Consider the following 18,467-nt stretch of genomic DNA (forward strand, 5'->3'; position numbering starts at 1 on the left):
TACGCCCACAATAAAGTTACCGGAAATATTACACTTACTGGAGGGTAACTACAAAGTTACCTGAAAGTAGCCTATCCTGTCACGGAAAAGTATGTCAGAGTTATGATTATTAATCGGAAATAGAACGCTAGAAAATATACCGGAGCCCTCACCATTCGTGAGTGCTACCAATTTGCGATTGAAACTATGCTATTCATACTAGCTTACTACATATTGGCTATTAATTTTTGTATATCGCTCGAGACACCCCGGATCGAGTGCGTGACCGTAGCTGGATGGGGCAATCCGAGTCGGTATCGGATCTGATCCTGGCGTTTGAACGGTTCGAAGACGGCCGGTTCCTCGAGCGACCAGACCTGCGCCCGCTCATAACGTCCGTGGCGTTCGAAGATCGCATTTGCTGCTCGCCGGCCCGCTTCGTTGGCCGACTCCATCGACGCGAGGTCACTGTTGGTGCGGACGTAATCGCTGGCGAGTGTGAGGTTTTCGATCCCAACGTCTGCGGGTGGACGGTTCCGGAGTGACCCAACCGTGTTGATCAACAGCGGTGAGCGGTTCTCGACCCCGTCGTCGGTTTCGACCAGTGCCGGGTCGAGGAACCAGTCGACGAGAATTTCGTCGCTCAGGGTCGTTTCGGCGGTGTTCAGGTGGGCTTTGAGCTGTGCCCAAATTTCCATGGCTATCTCCTCACGGGTACAGTGTCTGGCGGGTTTGTCGTACAGGATTCCGGGCGTATCCCAATCGGAGGCGATGACCGAAAGCACGCCGTTGACGCCGTCGGGGCCGCGGGTTTCGACGTCGAACTCGGGCCAGAACTGGCGCTGTGAAATCGAGGTCAACGCCCACGGGGCGTCGGCGTACACTTGGTGGCCGCGAGTGATTTCGACGTCCTCGGTGAGGAAGTACTGGATGCCGTTCATCCAGGCCGTATCGAGCTGGTCGATTCGACCGAGCGCGGGAGCCGCTCGCGTGAGTTCGGAGGTGAAAAACGACGGAGCGACCTCGACGGGAACGGCGAGGACGTACTCGTCGCCGACCACGGTCTCGCCGGTGGCGAGGGAAACGCCAGTCACCCGGCGACCGTCGAACAATAGCTCCTGTGCTGGTGTTTCTGCACGGAGCGCAACGTCGAGTGACTCGAGGTACGTCGTCCAGGGGTCGATCCAGGCCTCGCTCGTGGGGGCGTTGAGAATTCGCTCGGCCGGTCTCCGGGGATCGAGTTGTCCGAACAGCAGTTGCAAGTAGATCGTCCCGATGGTCCGGGCACTTCCGAGTTGTGGCCGCAAAGCAACCAACGACTGGACGGCAAAGGCCAGTCGCTCTCGGAACTCCTGGGAGCGGTTGTCGGCGTCGATAAACTCCCACCAGGAGATATCATCGAGTTCGTGTTCACGTCGTTCCTCACAGGCGGTCAGGACGTACAGCAGGCGCTCGACCAGGAATCTGACGTCCGCTGGCGGGAGGTCTTCAGCGAAAGCGGGTCTGAGTGCCTCGAGCCACTCGGAAACCGTTGCAGGCGTTCGCGTGTTCGCGACGATATCGGGCCGATGGGTGCTCGCGATGAGGGTTGCTTCCGTTTCGACCAGATTGTCCTCGACGGTTCCGGTTCCGTCCGGGATTCGGGTCATCGTGTCGATGACGTGGCGATAGAAGGCTGGAAAGAACCGGAATCCGTGTTCCCCGTGCAGTGGCGCTTCCCCATCATCGACTGGGACTGATCGAGCTTTGCCACCGAAGCGGTCGGCCGCCTCGAGGACCGTCACGTCGAATCCGCGTTCGGCGAGTTCGTGTGCGGCAGAGAGTCCGCCGATACCGCCGCCAACGACGACTACGTCTGTCATGTCCCACTAGAAGATTCCCAACGAAAAAGCTCGAGACCCTAACAAACGAAATCGACTCTCGACGGCATGGTTCGGGCCACTCGAGACGGAAAGCGTTTCACAGACCGTTTCACTAGTCCCGTGTATTTTCCCGAACGACTTCGCTCGAGTGTACGCAAATGCTTATCAGAACAAACTCCATATCCAAAATATGGAGACGGCTTCCGGACCGACAGCGAAATCCGTCGGGAAATTGCTGCCGCTTGCAGAGCGACCGATGCTGAGACGTCAAGCGGTATTTGTCATTTTGACGTTCGTCGGGATGATGGTCGGCTTGCTCGGAAGCTGGTTTGGACTCTCGTCGACAGTCGTCTGGGGAAGCTACACCGTTGCGTACGTGTTTGGCGGCTGGTACGGACTCAAAGCGAGCATTCATGCCATACGGGAACCAGTCGTCGAAATCGACCTGCTGATGATTCTCGCCGCCCTCGGCGCGCTGTTTATTGGGGCGCCGTTCGAGGGAGCGATGTTGTTGTTTTTGTTCTCGCTCTCTGGAGTCCTCGAGGAGTACGCTATCGGTCGGTCACGAACGGCGATCAAATCGCTCATCGAGATGCGCCCGGAATCCGCTCGCGTCCGACGTGACGGCGAGACGGTGACCGTTCACATCGACGACGTCGAAATCGGGGACGTGTTCGTCGTCAAACCCGGTGACAGGTTGCCACTCGACGGCGTCGTCGAATCGGGTGAGAGCACGATCGATCAGTCGTCGCTCACCGGCGAATCCGTTCCCGTGCCCAAAGAACCGGGAGACGAGGTGTTCGGCGGCACGATCAACGAGACTGGTAGCCTCGAGGTCAGGGTCACCCGCGAAGCACAGGAGTCTGCGATTTCGCGGCTTATCCACATGGTCGAAGAGGCCCAGAGCAAGCGAGCCCCAACCCAGCAACTCATCGATCGGTTCGAACAACCGTACGTACTGAGCGTGTTTGCGCTGACGGCGGTTGCCATCGCGTTACCGATCACGCTGCTCGACCATCCGTTCGAACCGACGTTCTACCGGGCGATGACGCTCATGGTCGCCGCGTCGCCGTGTGCGGTCATTATTTCGACGCCGGCAGCCGTCCTGTCGGCTATCGCAGCCGGTGGTCGTCAGGGCGTCCTGTTCAAGGGTGGCGAACACATCGAAACTGCGGGCAACGTCGATGCCGTCGCGTTCGACAAAACGGGGACGTTGACCGAAGGGAACACGCGATTGACGGACGTCGCTGTGCTCGAGCAGCCAACACTCGAGGCTCCGGCACACGATGGTGATGAACGAGTAACTGAACTCGAAGGGTACACGCCGGGCAGCCAATTTACCGAAGACAGTCTCCTGGCGCTCGCGGCTGCCGTCCAGTCGCGTTCCGAACATCATCTGGCCGAGGCCACGGTCGAGGCGGCAGCTGAACGCAACCTTGCGATTCCGGATTCGACCGAGTTCGATGCGGTGGTTGGCAAGGGTGTCCACGGGAAGGTAGACGGGAAGACGGTTCACATCGGCAACCCACGCTACTTCGAGACGGTCACTGGCGACCGAGAGATCGACGGACTCGAGCGGGGTCTCGAGGCGGTTCGTGAACTCGAGTCGCAGGGCAAGACCAGCGTGCTCGTCGTTAGCGAGACCGACGATCGACTGTGCGTCTGTGGCTGGCTGGCGTTTACCGATACGATTCGGACTGATGCTGCGAGCATGATCGAGGAACTCCGTGAACGGGGCGTCGAACAGATCGTCATGCTGACTGGAGATAACGAACGCGTCGCTCAGTATATCGCCGACGAACTCGGGATCGACGAGGTCTACGCTGAGTTACTACCGGAAGAAAAAGTGACCCATATCGAGGAGTTACAGCAAACCCACGAGGCCGTCGCGATGGTCGGCGACGGCGTCAACGATGCGCCGGCACTCGCGACGGCAGACATCAGCGTCGGCATGGGTGGTGCAGGCACGGACGTTGCCCTCGAGACGGCTGACATTATCCTGATGTCGGATAAACTCGATCGGCTTCCCTACGTGTTCGCCCTGAGCCGTGAAACCCGGCGGACGCTGTATATCAACTTCGCTATTGCGTTCGGCGCGATTGCAATTATGGTGGTCGCGATCCTCACGGCTGGCATCCCGCTTCCGGTAGCCGTTATCGGTCACGAAGGGTCGACGGTTCTTGTCAGCCTGATCGGCTTACGGTTGCTCGGCTTCGATGCGTGACTTCGGTTCGTGCTGGTGCCACAGACGCCGTGGATACGTGTTGGCAATGCATACAGCTACTATCAACGGGCGAAGCGGGCTGAGTACTCCGTCAAGCGTCGACCTGTGAGCCGAACCTGACAACCGCTATCGGTTCGGCCCACACGTTCAGGCGTGACGAACCACTGAGTGCCTCAGGACGGTGGATATCCTCGATTTCCGTGAACTATGAAAGCGTACGGCTTTTTGATTCCCTGTAACATGCGTCGGTTTGCGTTACGGACGTGAGCTGAAAATGGAATTTACAATCCGTGTCTGGAGTCTTCTCACGAGCGTTTGTATCGACGGAATTTTTACGGAGAGTTGGACATTCGTAATGTCGCAGTTTCTAACCGATGCAGCCGTCTAGCTGAAACCAGCACTCAACCGCCGTTTCCGCAAGAAGTTGTCCGAAGAACCATCAAAAATATAGTTGCTATAGTGACGTGTCATATATTCATGCATGTCAAAAAATAGGTGGCTAATGCATTTTTCTATACCGTCATTTCATCGTTATAACGAAAAATCTCGTCTGATCGGCGCAGTGTTGCTGCCTATGAGCCGTTCCACATCAGTAGCGATAGCAGCTTACATATTAGCGTCTTTCAGTTCCGCCGATAGTCAGAGGAGACTGCGGTAGATTGGCCTGTGAACTGCTTGATGTCACCATAGGCAAAATCAACCCGTTCGGATTAGGTCTCGTTCTTTCTCTAAAGTAGCCAGTGAAACGATCACACACCTACCGCCGTGCCGTCTAGCGGTTGGGTGGACAATGAATTTCACTGGCTACTATAACATTTATTTGAGTCAATTCGATATCAATAGCCAGTTTCTGGCTCCTCTTTGAGGCGGAATGACCGTCCTGGCCACAAATATTTCATTAAACTCTTCCTTACACAAAGAGACTACCAACTCACATCTGTATCTATTAAAACTGATAGGTGATGGGTCATATCAGTATTTATAGTAATCGAGATGCTTATTCCGATCGTACTTTCAGTGTCTATAGTGACAAGCGACGTTCCACGAGGAACTCGGACCGTCGTCGTTCACATTTGGGCAATGATCTGTCCCGTGGACTTGATTATCTTCCCCTACTTGTTTCCCCGCCCAAAATTATTCTCTATAGTATCTTGTCGGTTGAGGGTAAAATTGGCATAAATTTTGCAGAATATGCGTGGGTACAACCCGTGTTACTCACCAACGGTATGGTACAAATATTGTGCCTATCTCTGTAACCATGACTAACATATGGTTGTAATAAGGAGCAATATTTTTCTAATCCGCTCGGTAGCATACCGCATATCAACACCGAAAGGGCTGTATAGCTAACGAGACAAGAACAAAGCATGGCAGAAAACAAAGCGAATGACTCTCTCGAAGATCTGCCGCCAAGCTCCAAATTCATTTATAAGACATTATCTGACGTCGGTCCGATGACACTCAAGACATTGACCGAGGAAACCTTGCTTTCATCACGGACTGTAAGATATGGGCTTGACCAGCTCGATGATGCCGGTTTTATCGAGTCTTCCCCGGCTCTTCATGACGGCCGCCAAACGTGTTATCGGCTGATAAAAAGTGAAACCGACTCCTTGGATAACGGGATTCCAGCACTAGTTTCGCCGGATTGGGTTGACGAACGACTTCAACAATTCGAGCGAGATGATCCTGATATGTGTCTCGTAGAAGCCGATGATGAGTACGACATCGGTCACTTGCCTGGTGCTGTTCATATAAATATCCTCAACGATCTCATCGATGTAGATGGTTGTGGGATCGCTGACAAACGCTGCTTCGAAAAATACGTCGGTGCCCGCGGGATCACCGAGAATAGTACAGTTGTGATCTATAGCGCCCACGAGAACCAGTATGCGGCGTACTTGTATTGGCTGTTTAAATACTACCGTCATACCGACGTTAGACTTCTTGATGGGGGAAAGCAATACTGGAAGGACATCGGCGGGGAAATCACCACTGATGAACCAAAAATCTCTAAACAGGAGTACAATGCACAACCCCCATACGAACGAATTCGTGCATACAGAAGTGATGTCGAGGCTGCGCTTGCACAGGATGTTACTATCGTTGATGTCCGTTCATCAGCGGAATATCACGGGCATCGGGCACGTCCACCAAAACAAAACCTGCCTAAAGCACGCACATCGGGTCACATTCCCGGTACTGCACATATGACATGGTCCGAGATCATCGATGACGAGGGAAAATTCAAGGATACAACGGATCTCAAACGTGTATTCCGTGAGCGAGGAATCCTCCCAGATACGGAGACTATAGTCTATTGCCACGTCGGTGAACGATCTTCCATCGTGTGGTTTGTCCTCTCGGAACTTCTCGAGTACGATTCAGTTTCAAACTACGATGGCTCCTGGATCGAGTGGGGTAACCTTATTGACATGCCGGTCGAAAGCAGTAACGAGAAGTGATACACGCTCGTCCGTAGGGCGCATTAATTCTCTTGTGATATTATTGATGTGAAGAGATTGTCGAACACTGCTCTCCGACATTTGCGGAGTTACGTTGCCACGTATCTGGTAGTGAGGTTTCGAGGCACTCCCCGTCGATTACGTCTCGAAGGGTCACTGTGACTACGCCACTAATCCTGCAATATTTTCATCTACTGTGATCGGAGGTGAGTCTATCCACAAATGTGTTCTGGAACAATCCCTTTAGATAATAATAGTCCTTAACCTGGGAGTATATGGTAAAAATCGCCATATTAGGCGCCGGTTCAGGAGGAGCAATGACGGCGAATCTTCTCCGACGTAAATTAAACACAGATGAGGCGGATATCACCGTCGTGGATAAGAGCACTGATCATTATTACCAGCCTTCATTTTACCTCATTCCGTTTGGGTATCTTGAGCCAGATCAATCCCGCGACATCGACGAACTCCTTAAGCCAGACGTTGAATTTGTCCAAGATGCTGTGGTCGGTATCGATCCGGATGAGCGAATCGTTACGCTCGATGAGAGCACGAACATCGAGTACGACTATCTTGTGGTTGCGACTGGACATCGACTCGATCCAACTGCAATGCCCGGTCTCGTTGAGGCGTGGCAAGAAACGGATGCGGTATATCCGTTCTATCACTACGAGGCGGCTCTCGAGATGCGGGAGGCCTTACAGAACTTCGAGGGAGGAACCTTCCTTGTCACGCAGCCAGATACGCCGATAAAGTGTCCGGGTGCGCCACTGAAATTGACGATGCTGGCTGAGGACTACTTCCGCCGAAAAGGTGTTCGGGAAGACGTCGATATCATCATGACTCGAAATGCCGAACACCACTTTGGTGTTCAGCCATATCGGGACAAACTCTACGAGATTTGGGATGATCGTGGTATCGAGTTCTGGGAAAATTTCTCCGTCAGTGAGGTTGACCCGGACGCCGGCGTCGTATACGGCGCTGATGGTGAGAAGATTGACTATGACCTCTATGCGCCTGTGACACCGCAGTTTGGTCAAAAGGCTATCACCGACGGCTCGCCGCTGGCTAACGGCTCCGAGAATGGTGAGTACGTCACTATCGACAAACACAGTTGTCAGCATGACGAATATGAGGAGATCTTCGCATTGGGTGACTGTGAGAACGCTCCTCACTCAAAAACAGCTGCTGCCGCACGCAAACAGGCACACGTTGTCAGCAAGAACGTAACATCGTTAATCCGGGGCCAGCCGATGCTCGCCGAATATGACGGCTATGCTGCCTGCCCGTTACTCACCGGTAAGGGGAAGGCGATGGTCGCGGAGTTCGACTACGATGGACCGATCTCTGCTCCCGTCGAAAGCAAAATGAACTGGATAATGGATGTCAATGTTCTCCCGTCGGTCTACTGGGATGCCTGGATGAAAGGTTACGACCCACTCCCATAATATGGCTCAGAAAGACCAACCCGTAGAAAACGAATTCGAGCGCGCTCCAATCGAAATTGATGATGTCGACGCACCTGAACTCGCTCGCACCCTCGAAGACTACGACGAGGAACTGGCCGAACTTCTTGAGATGTTGGTGGTCGTCGAAGAACTCTCGACTGAACTTGCACCCGGACTCCGCGGGACCGTCCACGAGTCCCGTGAGCCCATTGCGGCGCTACGAACGGCGCTCGAACATGAAGATACGCTCGTACTCGTTCAGCGAGTTGGAGAGAACGCTGATACACTTATCGAACTCCTAGAGGCGCTGGAAGTCGTCGACAGCCTCGTTGGTGACCTGATTCCAGAACTCAAGTTGGTCATCCGCGATAATCGCGAGACCTTTGCACGGATCAGGATGGCACTGGAACGCGAAGAGACGATCATTCTGCTCGAGCGACTGGGTGAGAACGAAGAGACGTTGATCGAACTGCTCGATTTACTCGAGGTAACGTACGATCTCGCGGAAGGCCTGATACCCGAGGCAGTCACGGTAGTCCAGCAGAATCGAAAGCCAATCACCGAATTTAGGATGATGATTGCCGGTATGACGTCTGCGTATTCTGACGCGGATATCGAGCCCCATCAGCTTGGCCAGAACCTCGGCAACATGCTCGTGTTGGGCTCTCGGCTTGGTGACGAGAAGCTTATTAACTCTGTCGAGGCAGGCCTCGGTGCCTTCACCGAAGACGAATCGCCGAAGAACGTCGGTCTCATTGGTATGCTCGCTGCGCTTTTCGATGATGACGTTCGACAGGGGCTTGGCATACTCGTTGAGTTCCTCCGTCGAATGGGTGCATCGTACTCAAGTTAGCTTGATCATTTTTCAAGGCATCTCTATCGTAACCGTCGATTTAACACGCCTCTATCGCAAGATGGCATTGCTACCGGTGTGTAATTCGTCTCAATTGCCATTTTCTACCTCTCCGCGTCACGACCGTGTACCGGATAGACGAAATTATTTCCCGAATCACACTGTCTATCTTTAGAAATCCGAAAAAATATCTGCTTAGACAGGAGTTATAATACTGTGGTGCGTATGCCCAAATGCAATGACTGCCGAAGAAACTAACAGCAGTGGATTTCCGTTACTCGGTGATCAGTTCCCCGAACTGCAAGTCGAGACGACACACGGATCGAAGACGCTCCCAGAAGAGTATGAAGGCCAGTGGTTCATCCTCTTCAGTCACCCTGGTGACTTTACGCCGGTCTGTACGACTGAATTCATCAGCTTCGAACAGCGCCGCCAGGAGTTCGAGGAATTGAATGCGAAACTGATCGGCCTCTCCATCGACCGCGTTCACTCCCACATCAAGTGGACCGAGTGGATCAACGACGAGATTGGCGAGGATATCGCTTTCCCAATAATTGCCGACGAAGGAGGCGATGTTGCGGAAGCCCTCGGAATGGTTCACCCTGGACAGGGTTCCTCGACTGTTCGTGCGGTATTCATCGTCGATCCTGATGGGATTACTCGATTGGTACTGTATTATCCAAAAGAGATTGGACGAAACATTGACGAGGTGCTTCGCTCGCTGAAAGCCCTTCAGACCCACGAGGAGGAGGGTGTTGCACTTCCTGCTGACTGGCCCGACAACAAGAACTTTGGAAGCAAGGCGTTACTTTCGCCACCGGGAACCGTTGACGAAGTCAAAGCGCGAACTGCCGAGGCCAACGAAGAGGGCTACGAATCCTACGATTGGTGGTTTACCCTGAAAGAACTCGAAGGTTGATATACCCGCACCACGCTGTGGAAGGCGTGATTTAATCCGATCGTCACTATTTTGCTAGCCATCGATTATCTACTATCGTAGCCAATGAACGTCAGAGCATACCCGCTCACAAGCTTGCGGTGCGGTCGGTGTGAAAATCGTTTCACTTCCGACTACAGATATAATGCGTTTCAATGGATATTGTCGTGAGTTGAAATATCACATTTCGCTTGTCGAAAGATTATAAATACTTTCGATACGTACACCGTCGTATGGGCAAATCTGTCGAAAGCAGAGAGACTGCTGAGCTAGTCGAGCGAATCAACCAACTGGCGTCCGACGATCAGTCTGATAGCGACGAACCCCCATCGATCGAACGGCTTGCTTTCGATCTCGTTCGAAGATGTCACGATCGAATCAACGAACTCTACTACGAATACAATCTTTCGGATGCGGAAGCAGAAGCACGTATGCTCAAAGAGATCGGTCTCTCAGTGGAAGGTATCGCATTAGTTATGGGCGCGACGCGGGACGATATTTCCCTACGCAAAATAAACGACTATCTTCTGTAATCTGGCTCTCTACTGTAATGTAGTCGTCTGCTGGCTGGTCAGGTAACGACGCAGTTGAAGATACTTTTTTATCCATTGGCCGACACTCCTCACTCACTCATGTATACAGACGATGGGTTCGAGTATGATGTTGCAGTTGTCGGTGGGGGTCCCGCCGGATTGACGAGCGCGTTGTACACAACACGTCTCGGACTGGACACGTTGGTGCTTGACCGGGGTGGTGGGCGGGCAGCCATGATGCGCGAAACGCACAACGTAATCGGAGTCACGGAGGAAACGTCCGGCAATGAATTACTACAAACTGCGCGTGAACAGGTGCAGGAATATGGGGCCGACTACGAACGTAGATTTGTGGAAGGGGTGACAGAGATCGGTGACACGCCCGACGAAGGCTTTCGTGTTGTAACCGCTGAGAAGTCATATCACGTTTGCCGAGTCGTACTCGCGATGGGTTTTACGGATGAACGTCCTGCGCCACCGCTTCCGCCAACTGGACGAGGACTGCACTACTGTCTCCACTGTGATGCGTACATGTTCGTTGATGAACCGGTATACGTTATGGGGGCGGGTGATGCTGCTGCCCACGTTGCGATGATCATGCTAAATTACACCGACGATGTCGACATCCTCACCCGTGGCCAGTATCCAACTTGGAGCGATGACACTGGGACGATGCTCGGTCAACACCCGGTCGATGTCGTCACTGCGGAAATTACCAGTATGAACAAAAGCAACGATGGGTGGCTCGAATCGTTTGCTTTCGAGGACGGAAAAGTCCGCTCTTACAGCGGCGGGTTTCCGATGTACGGTTCCGACTACAACGACGATATCGTCGACGGATTGAACCTCGAACGCACGGAAGACGGTGCCGTCGCCGTCGATGATCACGGTCGAACATCTCTCGACGGTGTCTATGCAGTCGGTGACCTTACGCCTGGACACAATCAGATCCCTGTTGCGATGGGTGAAGGTGCGAACGCTGGGATCGCCATCTCGAAAGAACTGCGGGCATTTCCGCGGTCGCTCGAGGCAATCGATCTACAAGGGGCAGTCACGAGCGACGATGTTCCGTCGATCTCGGATTCGCTTGCGTCGACCGCGACCGATCATCGTGGTCACGCCCCTCGACGTAGGTGATCGATCGACAGGTGGAATAGCGGCAACTTCTGTCGATTGTTTACGGTAATCCGTGGTTCCCATCGAAAAAGAGCTAATAATTTCAGATGGTCTAACCCTTAATAACGGACGGTTCGATACCTCTATTGTATGGTTGAGACTATTTCAGCAGCAGAACTTCGAGACCGCATCGAAGCCAACGATCTGGACGTACTTTTTGATACAAGAGCACCGGAGGACTACGAGGATTGGCACATTGCCGAGGCAAAGAACGTCGAGTACTCGGGCTCTGATGACGAACTCGTCGGCGACTTCAATCCAAACACCTACGACGACCCCAATATCGTCACTACCTGTGCGACCGGTCGCTCTGCGGAAAAGTTCGCAAAGTACCTGGAAGAGCGGGGTTTCGAGAACGTCGCTCACGTTGAGAACGGGATGGAAGCGTGGAGTCTAGTTTACGATGTCGTACCGATCGTGACGGAGCGAGATAATCTCGAAATTCTTCAACTTCAGCGGCGTGCGAAAGGTTGTTTAGGGTATCTGGTAGGCTCAAAGCGGACGGGCAAAGCGGCACTTATCGACGTTACGCGTGCGACAGGTACCTTCGAGAACGCTGCCGCCGAACGCGGCTACGAAATCGCTCGCGTCTTCGACACCCATATTCACGCTGACCACATTTCTGCGGGTCGAGAACTTGCTGATAAACACGGCGTACCATACCACCTTGGGGCTTCTGCTAACTCACGCGATCCACAATTCGAGTTCGACGCTCTCCAGCCCAATGAAACAGTGGCCGTCGGCGACATCGATATCAAAGCGGTTCATACGCCCGGTCATACCACGGGAATGACTTCATATCTGGTCGAGGATGAAGCTCTGTTAACGGGCGACACGCTATTTGTCGAGTCGATTGGTCGGACTGAACTTCAGTTTGCAGGTGAAGACGCGAAATCTGGTGCTCGGATCCAGTACGAGACACTCCATCACAAGATTGGGACCAACGCCGATCATATCAAAATCCTTCCTGGGCACTTTTCGCTAACTAACTGCGGCGAGTACATCGATGTTGAACCTGGAATGCCGATGTTTTCAACCGTCGGCGAGATCTGGGCGAAAAACGAGATTATACAGCTCGGGGAAGACGATTTCGTCGAGCACATGTTCGACAATCTTCCGTCAAAGCCGCCGAACTACCAGAAAGTTATCGAGACGAATCTTGGCATCTATAAACCAGAAGATGAGGACGAACGCAACGAACTCGAACTTGGCCCCAACCGTTGTGCAGCGACTCAAGACAGCGCCGTCGCAGACGACTAACGTCATACCATAGTTTGATATAATGTTTGGAATAGAAGGTGGAACGATCGGGGCTGCTACGATGGTCGGGGTCGTTCTCGTACAGGCAATCGTCCTCTACGTCGGTTACGGCTGGCTCGAGGCGTTCGTACGGAGAGCAGTTGGGAGCTACACGCGGAGGCGCTAACGGATGGAACTACTTGGAATTGGAGTCGAACTGTTCGGCTTCTTTGTAACTTTTGGCCTCCTCGTAGGTATTCTCTTTGGCTTCTTTGGCATGGGAGGCTCGTTCCTCATCACCCCAGCATTGCTGGTGATGGGGTATCCGACCCCCGTTGCTGTTGGGAGCGGAATGGCATTCGTCTTTGGGACGGCTGTCATCGCAACGTTAAAACACCACGATCTAGGCCAGGTTGATTACAAACTTGGTGTAATCATGATCGCTGGCACGACCCTTGGAATCGAGGTTGGTCGAATTCTCGTCTACTATCTCGAGGATCTTGGACTAGCTGGTGGGATTATTAGCACTACGTACGTGGTGTTACTTGGTGGCATCGGACTCTTTGTTGTAAAAGAGTCTCTTGGTGGAAATGACGATGAAACCGAACCCGCACATGGTGGTTACGACGGCAACGACTCGTCGTTCGAGAATTTTGAACCGCCAGAGTTCGCCAAAAAGATGCAAGCAATCCGCCTGTGGCCGATGGTAACCCTCCGTGGCGACGTAACGATCTCTGCGTGGATCATTACGGCGATCGCATTTATAACCGGTCTGCTTTCGGGATTCCTCGGTGTTGGTGGTGGCTTCATCCGGATGCCAGCGATGATGTACGCTATCGGTGTTCCGGTGCCCGTCGCAGTCGGTACAGACCTTTTCGAAATCGTCTTTTCGGGTGGTCTCGGGTCGTTCCTCTACGCACGAGAAGGTGGTGTCGACCTTTCGATAGTCGTTCCGTTATTGCTCGGCAGCGCCCTGGGCGCACGCGTCGGCTCCGCGTCGACCGAAATCGTCGATAGCGGTGGAATAAAGATCTATTTTGGCATTATGCTGTTGCTCGGTAGTATTGCCGTTGCGGTTGGCGAGATTGGCGAATATCTCGGAAACGAGGCACTCGAGATGTCCGGCTTATTGCTAATCGTTGGCTCGGCATTTCTTGTCAGTGGTGCGATTATCTACAGTACGATCCGATCGATGCGGTCCGAGGATCGTCTGTCAACATCGGCCGATTGAGGGAATGGCACGAAGATAATTCTCTGTGTTTCGTGACAGTAGGGGTCGGCCGGCACTGTCTAGTTTAGCACCTCCGCTGGCGTCTGTCCGTTGAGTGATTGGTGCGGTCGTTGTGTGTTATAGTAGTGTACGAATTGTTCAAGCCAACCTCTAGCGCTCGCCCGACTGCCCACCCATGAATTATGAAAGCGGTTGACCCGCATCTTCAGCGTTTGAAACCACTTTTCGATCAGGTTTCGGTCAACGTAGTTGAGGTGACCGCCCAATCCTAACCGAGAGAGGGCAGTCAGATATCCGTAGCCATCGACGAGAAACTCGGTGTCGGAGAGATCGTGTTTCTCGGTCAATCGATGCAGGAACGCGGCAGCTGGATCGGTGCCGCGTCGTCCGAACACTTCGACATCAAGAATCAACCGTGAGTCGAGATCGATTGCAGCATACACCCAAGACCAGTCGCCGTTTATCTTGACAGCAGTCTCATCAACTGCGACCCGCGACGGCTTCGCCGTCGGCGGGTCTGGAACGCTGTCAGCCAGCCGATGCACCCACTGCCAGATCGCTTGATGAGAGCGTTCAACGCCGATTAAGCGAAGAATTGCTTGTGTCTCTCGGAGCGAACATCCTGTCGTGTGGAGCCGGACGGCGAACACCCTGATGGGCGTCGCCGTCCGCTCACGCTCCCAACATTCATCAAATTCCGCTGCGTAGGACTCGTTGAGCAGGTCTACGAGCATTATTCCAAATTCTCTCCACGACCTGCTCATTCCTCAAACTGGCCTAACTAGACACTGCCGGTCGGCCTTACTGCTTCTAATTTTGTGAAATCGGCCCTGGGCAACCATTTAGGCTTCACAACAGAATCTTTTATCGACAATATTTTCCGCTATCTTCGGTGTCACTCTGCTATCGCACGAAAATCGTCCTGTCCGACTACTTTAGGATTTACCAGGCCGTAATATCTAATTGAATGGTCTCCATTGACCCCTCTGAGAACCTGTCGTATCGATCGTCACAAGAGATTACGTATTGTATCCAATCAGGCTATCTGTCTGCTTTCCACTATGAATGAGACGGACCGTCTCCGCGAGTTTAGGTTTACGTTGAGGTATAAAAAAGGGGAAGACCTAGTTTCTGACATGTTTCACAACCACTCTAATCTCCGTGCCCTGACAATCGACCTCACGACTGGCAAAAGATCATTTGTGCGACTCGTTCAACTTACGGGTCCGCCAGAAGTGACTGATCGTCTCCAAACGATGCTCGAGGACCGTGACTACCTTCCGCGAGAGATTGGATCACAAGAATGCTGTGGGTCGAGCACCTCCTATCGGCTCGAGTGTGCTCCGAGGAAGCGATTGATATACGTCTACGTCGAAGACATCTGTGACTGTGAGTGTATTTATAATATTGCTTCGGAACATCTCCAACGGGGTACGATTATGGAACGAAGGCAATACGCTAGCCGGGAACAATGGCGTCTATTGATGCGGTCCGATGAGGGGGTCGGTACAATGTTCGAGCACATCGACGCTTCCTGTCGTGACGGTGTCACCGTTGAAGCTAATCAACTCGGAGAGGTAACGGAGTGGCACGGAAATGCCTTTGTCGATGATGAATTGACCGGTTCACAACGTGAGGCAATCACACAGGCAGCAGCCAGAGGATACTACGAAAGACCTCGTCAAGTTACGGTTGAAGAACTCTCCACCGAACTAGGTGTCCCAAAGTCGACGCTCTCATATCGGCTTCGAATGGCCGGATCCAAACTCGTTAAACGATATCTGGATCGGCACTCAGAAGTTGATAGTGACGAGGCATTGGGTAATTGATCATATCATCCAATGACGTGTTTGGACAGGTGCCAAATGTGATCAGTTGCTCTGGTTGGCGGCACTGAAATGTTGTGGCCATTCTGATATATGGTGCGAGTGCATACCCGAACCTTCAGGCACGGGTCGAGCGGCAGGAATTCTGTTGCAGCGTTTCAATGGTGGTGTCCATCAGTCAGGGGTCCCATATCCTTCATCGTCTTCAATTGGTCCCGAGAACACCGAGTACAGATATTTAAAATATATCAGTACGAGGGCAAGCACAGGTACGACAACGATCGTTAGCACATTGAGCGCGAGTGGTGAGATGATAGCTTCGCGAACGGTCTGTCCGGTTGCAGGGTAGATAACCGGGTACAAGAGGATGGCCACGAGTATCATAAGTGCAGCGGCAACTCCAGCAGTGGCTGCAAACCACCTAACGACCTCGCCTCTCTCAGCAGCAACTACTCCAGCTACCAGCAGCACCACTGTTGCGACGACGACTACTACAACGGGGATCGAAACCAGCGTTTCACGAACGCCGAGTGGATCGGTGACGATGACGATTGTGAGCAACAGGACTATAGCACTTAGATACCCCAGACTCGCGTAAATCCCATACGAGGCCATCTCCCTGCGAAGATCATTGGTCGTCTTCATCCCGAGGTAGGCTGCACCGGACGACAGCGACAGGAACACGATCGCTACACCGGTCATTACACTCGGCAAGCTGATCATTCCCGTCCCGAACACCCAGCTTCCAGTGAGAGTGCCGATGAAAAACGGGGATGCGATGCTACCGATGACGAACCCACGGTCACACGCACGTTGCCAGGACGGGTCATCGCGTTGTTCTCGGAGTTCCGGCGTGACGCCACGTAGCAGCAATGAGAACACGATTGCAAAAATCAGTAAGTAATGGTCACTCAACAACGACGCATATACCGATGGAAACGCCGCAAACAGTATTGTTCCGAACGCGACGAGCCATACCTCGTTAGCGTCCCAGACAGGACCGAACGCGGCGAGTAATGTCTCGCGATCTTGAACTTCTTTACGTGTTGCGTAGAGTATCCCGATTCCAAAGTCAAACCCGTCGAGGAACACATACATAGTCAGTGTGAACAACAGGATACCGAACCAGAATTCGGGAAGCCACGGTAGCAAATATCTGTCGATTGGTACGACTGGTCCAAACAGTACGTGGCCGTCAAAACTCGACCCGTGTACCAGAGTGCTCATCATTGTATTAGACCTCCCCGGAGCCACCTGCTGTTGACTCAGTTGACTTCTCACTAGCAGTGCGCTCGAGTTCGTCTCGCTGGACTCGCTCGAGTTCATCATCAATTATCCATTTCATCACATGAAGAAAAACGACCACGAGTATCGTATACACGATCGCAAATGCGGTCAACGAGACTGTCACCTGTGTCGATGTTAGCGTCTGGGAGACCCCCTCGCTGGTCAGTTGAACGTCCTGGATAATCCATGGCTGACGGCCGATTTCGGTGACGTACCAGCCAACGATGGTCGCGACAAAACCAAGCGGAATCGATGCCATCAGCGCTTTCAAATGCCAGCTACGTTCGTAGAGTCCCCCCTTTCGAATTCGGTAGACACTCCACAGTCCGAGCGCAATAAACCAGAATCCAAGAAATACCATCGTCCGGAAAGACCAAAAGACGTACGCGACAGGTGGATTCTTCACATCGAACTCCTCGAGGCCGTAGACCACACCTGTTGGATCAGCCTCGGCCAGAATCGATGTCAGATACGGAATACTGATCGTAAACAAATCTTCGGCCCGCGGGTCCGTGATATCCGCAAGGTTCCGTGGAAATGCTAGCAGATGCAAGGGTGCCCCCTCTTTCGTTTCGTAGAGTGCCTCCATCGCGGCGAATTTCATCGGTTGTGTCTGGACGACGTGGCGGGTATACATGTCGCCATGGATTACCTGGAATATCGAGGTGATCGCGAGGACGCCGACCGAGAGTTTGAGTGTCCCGCGCCAGGGCTCGCTCTCGGGATTCGCCCATACGAAGTAGGCTGCAACACCGGCGACCAACAGCGTCACCGATATGATTGCGGCATTTTGCATGTGGACGTACATCCAGAACAATCGCGGCGGGAAGTAGGCCGCGAGTGGATCCGTGAGTACGACTCCTGCCACGCCGTTGTCTTCGACGAGTTCGTATCCCTGTGGTGTTTGCATCCAGGAGTTGACAATGAGTATCCAGAACGCTGACAGCCATGCGCCGATCATCACCAGCACTGACGAGAGAACGTAGACCCGGTCGCTGACTCGGTCACGTCCGAACAACAGGATGCCGAGAAAAACGGCCTCGAGGAAGAAGGCCATTGTCGACTCGAATGCGAGTGGGCCGCCGATCAACTCGCCAGCAAACTCGGAGAACTCCGGAAAGTTGGTCCCGAACTGGAAGCTCATCGGAATCCCCGTTGCGGTCCCCATAACGAAACCAATCGCGAATACTTTTGTCCAGAACGAGCGTAACCGTTTGTACTTTTTTTCACCGGTCGAAACCTCCTTCCAGGTAAAATAGACGATGTAGGGTGCAAGCCCGACCGAAAGGGCTGCAAAGACGATATGGACCGACAATGTGCCGCCGAATTGAATACGACTGCCTACCTCGGGGTCGATCAAGAGTGGGTCGATTATGAGTGAATCGAACATCTAACGTTGTCACCTCA

General features: G+C 53.1%; 15 protein-coding genes. 11 read left to right on the plus strand and 4 right to left on the minus strand.

What is annotated here, in order from left to right:
• Positions 1-206: 206 nt before the first annotated feature.
• A complete protein-coding gene (locus NLK60_RS18440; protein ID WP_254811052.1) occupies positions 207-1,841 on the minus strand; it encodes a hydroxysqualene dehydroxylase in 1,635 nt (544 codons plus the stop codon).
• A 190-nt stretch (positions 1,842-2,031) separates the two neighbouring features.
• Here NLK60_RS18440 and NLK60_RS18445 point away from each other — a divergent pair, with 190 nt between their 5' ends.
• The 10 genes from NLK60_RS18445 to NLK60_RS18490 all read left to right on the plus strand — a co-directional run bounded on the left by NLK60_RS18445 (position 2,032) and on the right by NLK60_RS18490 (position 13,947).
• A complete protein-coding gene (locus tag NLK60_RS18445; protein ID WP_254811053.1) occupies positions 2,032-4,065 on the plus strand; it encodes a heavy metal translocating P-type ATPase in 2,034 nt (677 codons plus the stop codon).
• 1,367 nt (positions 4,066-5,432) lie between these two features.
• A complete protein-coding gene (locus NLK60_RS18450; protein ID WP_254811054.1) occupies positions 5,433-6,530 on the plus strand; it encodes a rhodanese-like domain-containing protein in 1,098 nt (365 codons plus the stop codon).
• Positions 6,531-6,805: 275 nt separating this feature from the next.
• Positions 6,806-7,978, plus strand: coding sequence for an NAD(P)/FAD-dependent oxidoreductase (locus NLK60_RS18455; protein ID WP_256530404.1), 1,173 nt, complete (start codon positions 6,806-6,808; stop codon positions 7,976-7,978).
• 1 nt (position 7,979) lies between these two features.
• Positions 7,980-8,831, plus strand: a complete 852-nt coding sequence (locus NLK60_RS18460) for a helical membrane plugin domain-containing protein (RefSeq protein WP_254811055.1) — start codon at positions 7,980-7,982, stop codon at positions 8,829-8,831.
• 238 nt (positions 8,832-9,069) lie between these two features.
• Positions 9,070-9,750, plus strand: coding sequence for a peroxiredoxin (locus NLK60_RS18465; RefSeq protein ID WP_254811056.1), 681 nt, complete (start codon positions 9,070-9,072; stop codon positions 9,748-9,750).
• A gap of 251 nt (positions 9,751-10,001) precedes the next feature.
• Positions 10,002-10,301, plus strand: a complete 300-nt coding sequence (locus NLK60_RS18470) for a hypothetical protein (protein WP_254811057.1) — start codon at positions 10,002-10,004, stop codon at positions 10,299-10,301.
• A 99-nt stretch (positions 10,302-10,400) separates the two neighbouring features.
• Positions 10,401-11,438, plus strand: a complete 1,038-nt coding sequence (locus NLK60_RS18475; RefSeq protein WP_254811058.1) for an NAD(P)/FAD-dependent oxidoreductase — start codon at positions 10,401-10,403, stop codon at positions 11,436-11,438.
• A 129-nt stretch (positions 11,439-11,567) separates the two neighbouring features.
• Positions 11,568-12,737, plus strand: coding sequence for an MBL fold metallo-hydrolase (locus NLK60_RS18480; RefSeq protein WP_254811059.1), 1,170 nt, complete (start codon positions 11,568-11,570; stop codon positions 12,735-12,737).
• Positions 12,738-12,759: 22 nt separating this feature from the next.
• Entirely contained in the window at positions 12,760-12,903 is a 144-nt protein-coding gene (locus tag NLK60_RS18485; protein WP_254811060.1) for a DUF7512 family protein, read from the plus strand.
• Positions 12,904-12,906: 3 nt separating this feature from the next.
• Entirely contained in the window at positions 12,907-13,947 is a 1,041-nt protein-coding gene (locus NLK60_RS18490) for a sulfite exporter TauE/SafE family protein (protein ID WP_254811061.1), read from the plus strand.
• 59 nt (positions 13,948-14,006) lie between these two features.
• On the opposite strand, the gene NLK60_RS18495 is transcribed toward NLK60_RS18490, so the two are convergent.
• The gene (locus NLK60_RS18495; RefSeq protein ID WP_254811062.1) at positions 14,007-14,681 is read right to left on the minus strand and encodes an IS6 family transposase; all 675 of its coding nucleotides are present in this window, start codon (positions 14,679-14,681) and stop codon (positions 14,007-14,009) included.
• A 327-nt stretch (positions 14,682-15,008) separates the two neighbouring features.
• Between NLK60_RS18495 and NLK60_RS19750 the strand changes: the two genes are divergently transcribed.
• Positions 15,009-15,776, plus strand: coding sequence for a helix-turn-helix domain-containing protein (locus tag NLK60_RS19750; RefSeq protein WP_425499105.1), 768 nt, complete (start codon positions 15,009-15,011; stop codon positions 15,774-15,776).
• Positions 15,777-15,947: 171 nt separating this feature from the next.
• Here NLK60_RS19750 and NLK60_RS18505 read toward each other — a convergent pair whose 3' ends face one another.
• Positions 15,948-17,003, minus strand: a complete 1,056-nt coding sequence (locus NLK60_RS18505) for a cytochrome d ubiquinol oxidase subunit II (RefSeq protein ID WP_254811064.1) — start codon at positions 17,001-17,003, stop codon at positions 15,948-15,950.
• A gap of 4 nt (positions 17,004-17,007) precedes the next feature.
• Positions 17,008-18,450 carry a cytochrome ubiquinol oxidase subunit I gene (locus tag NLK60_RS18510; RefSeq protein ID WP_254811065.1) on the minus strand — a complete coding sequence of 481 codons (1,443 nt, stop codon included), beginning with the start codon at positions 18,448-18,450 and terminating at the stop codon, positions 17,008-17,010.
• Positions 18,451-18,467: the final 17 nt, after the last annotated feature.

The organism is Natronosalvus amylolyticus, from assembly GCF_024298845.1.
Taxonomy (GTDB): Archaea; Halobacteriota; Halobacteria; order Halobacteriales; family Natrialbaceae; genus Natronosalvus; species Natronosalvus amylolyticus.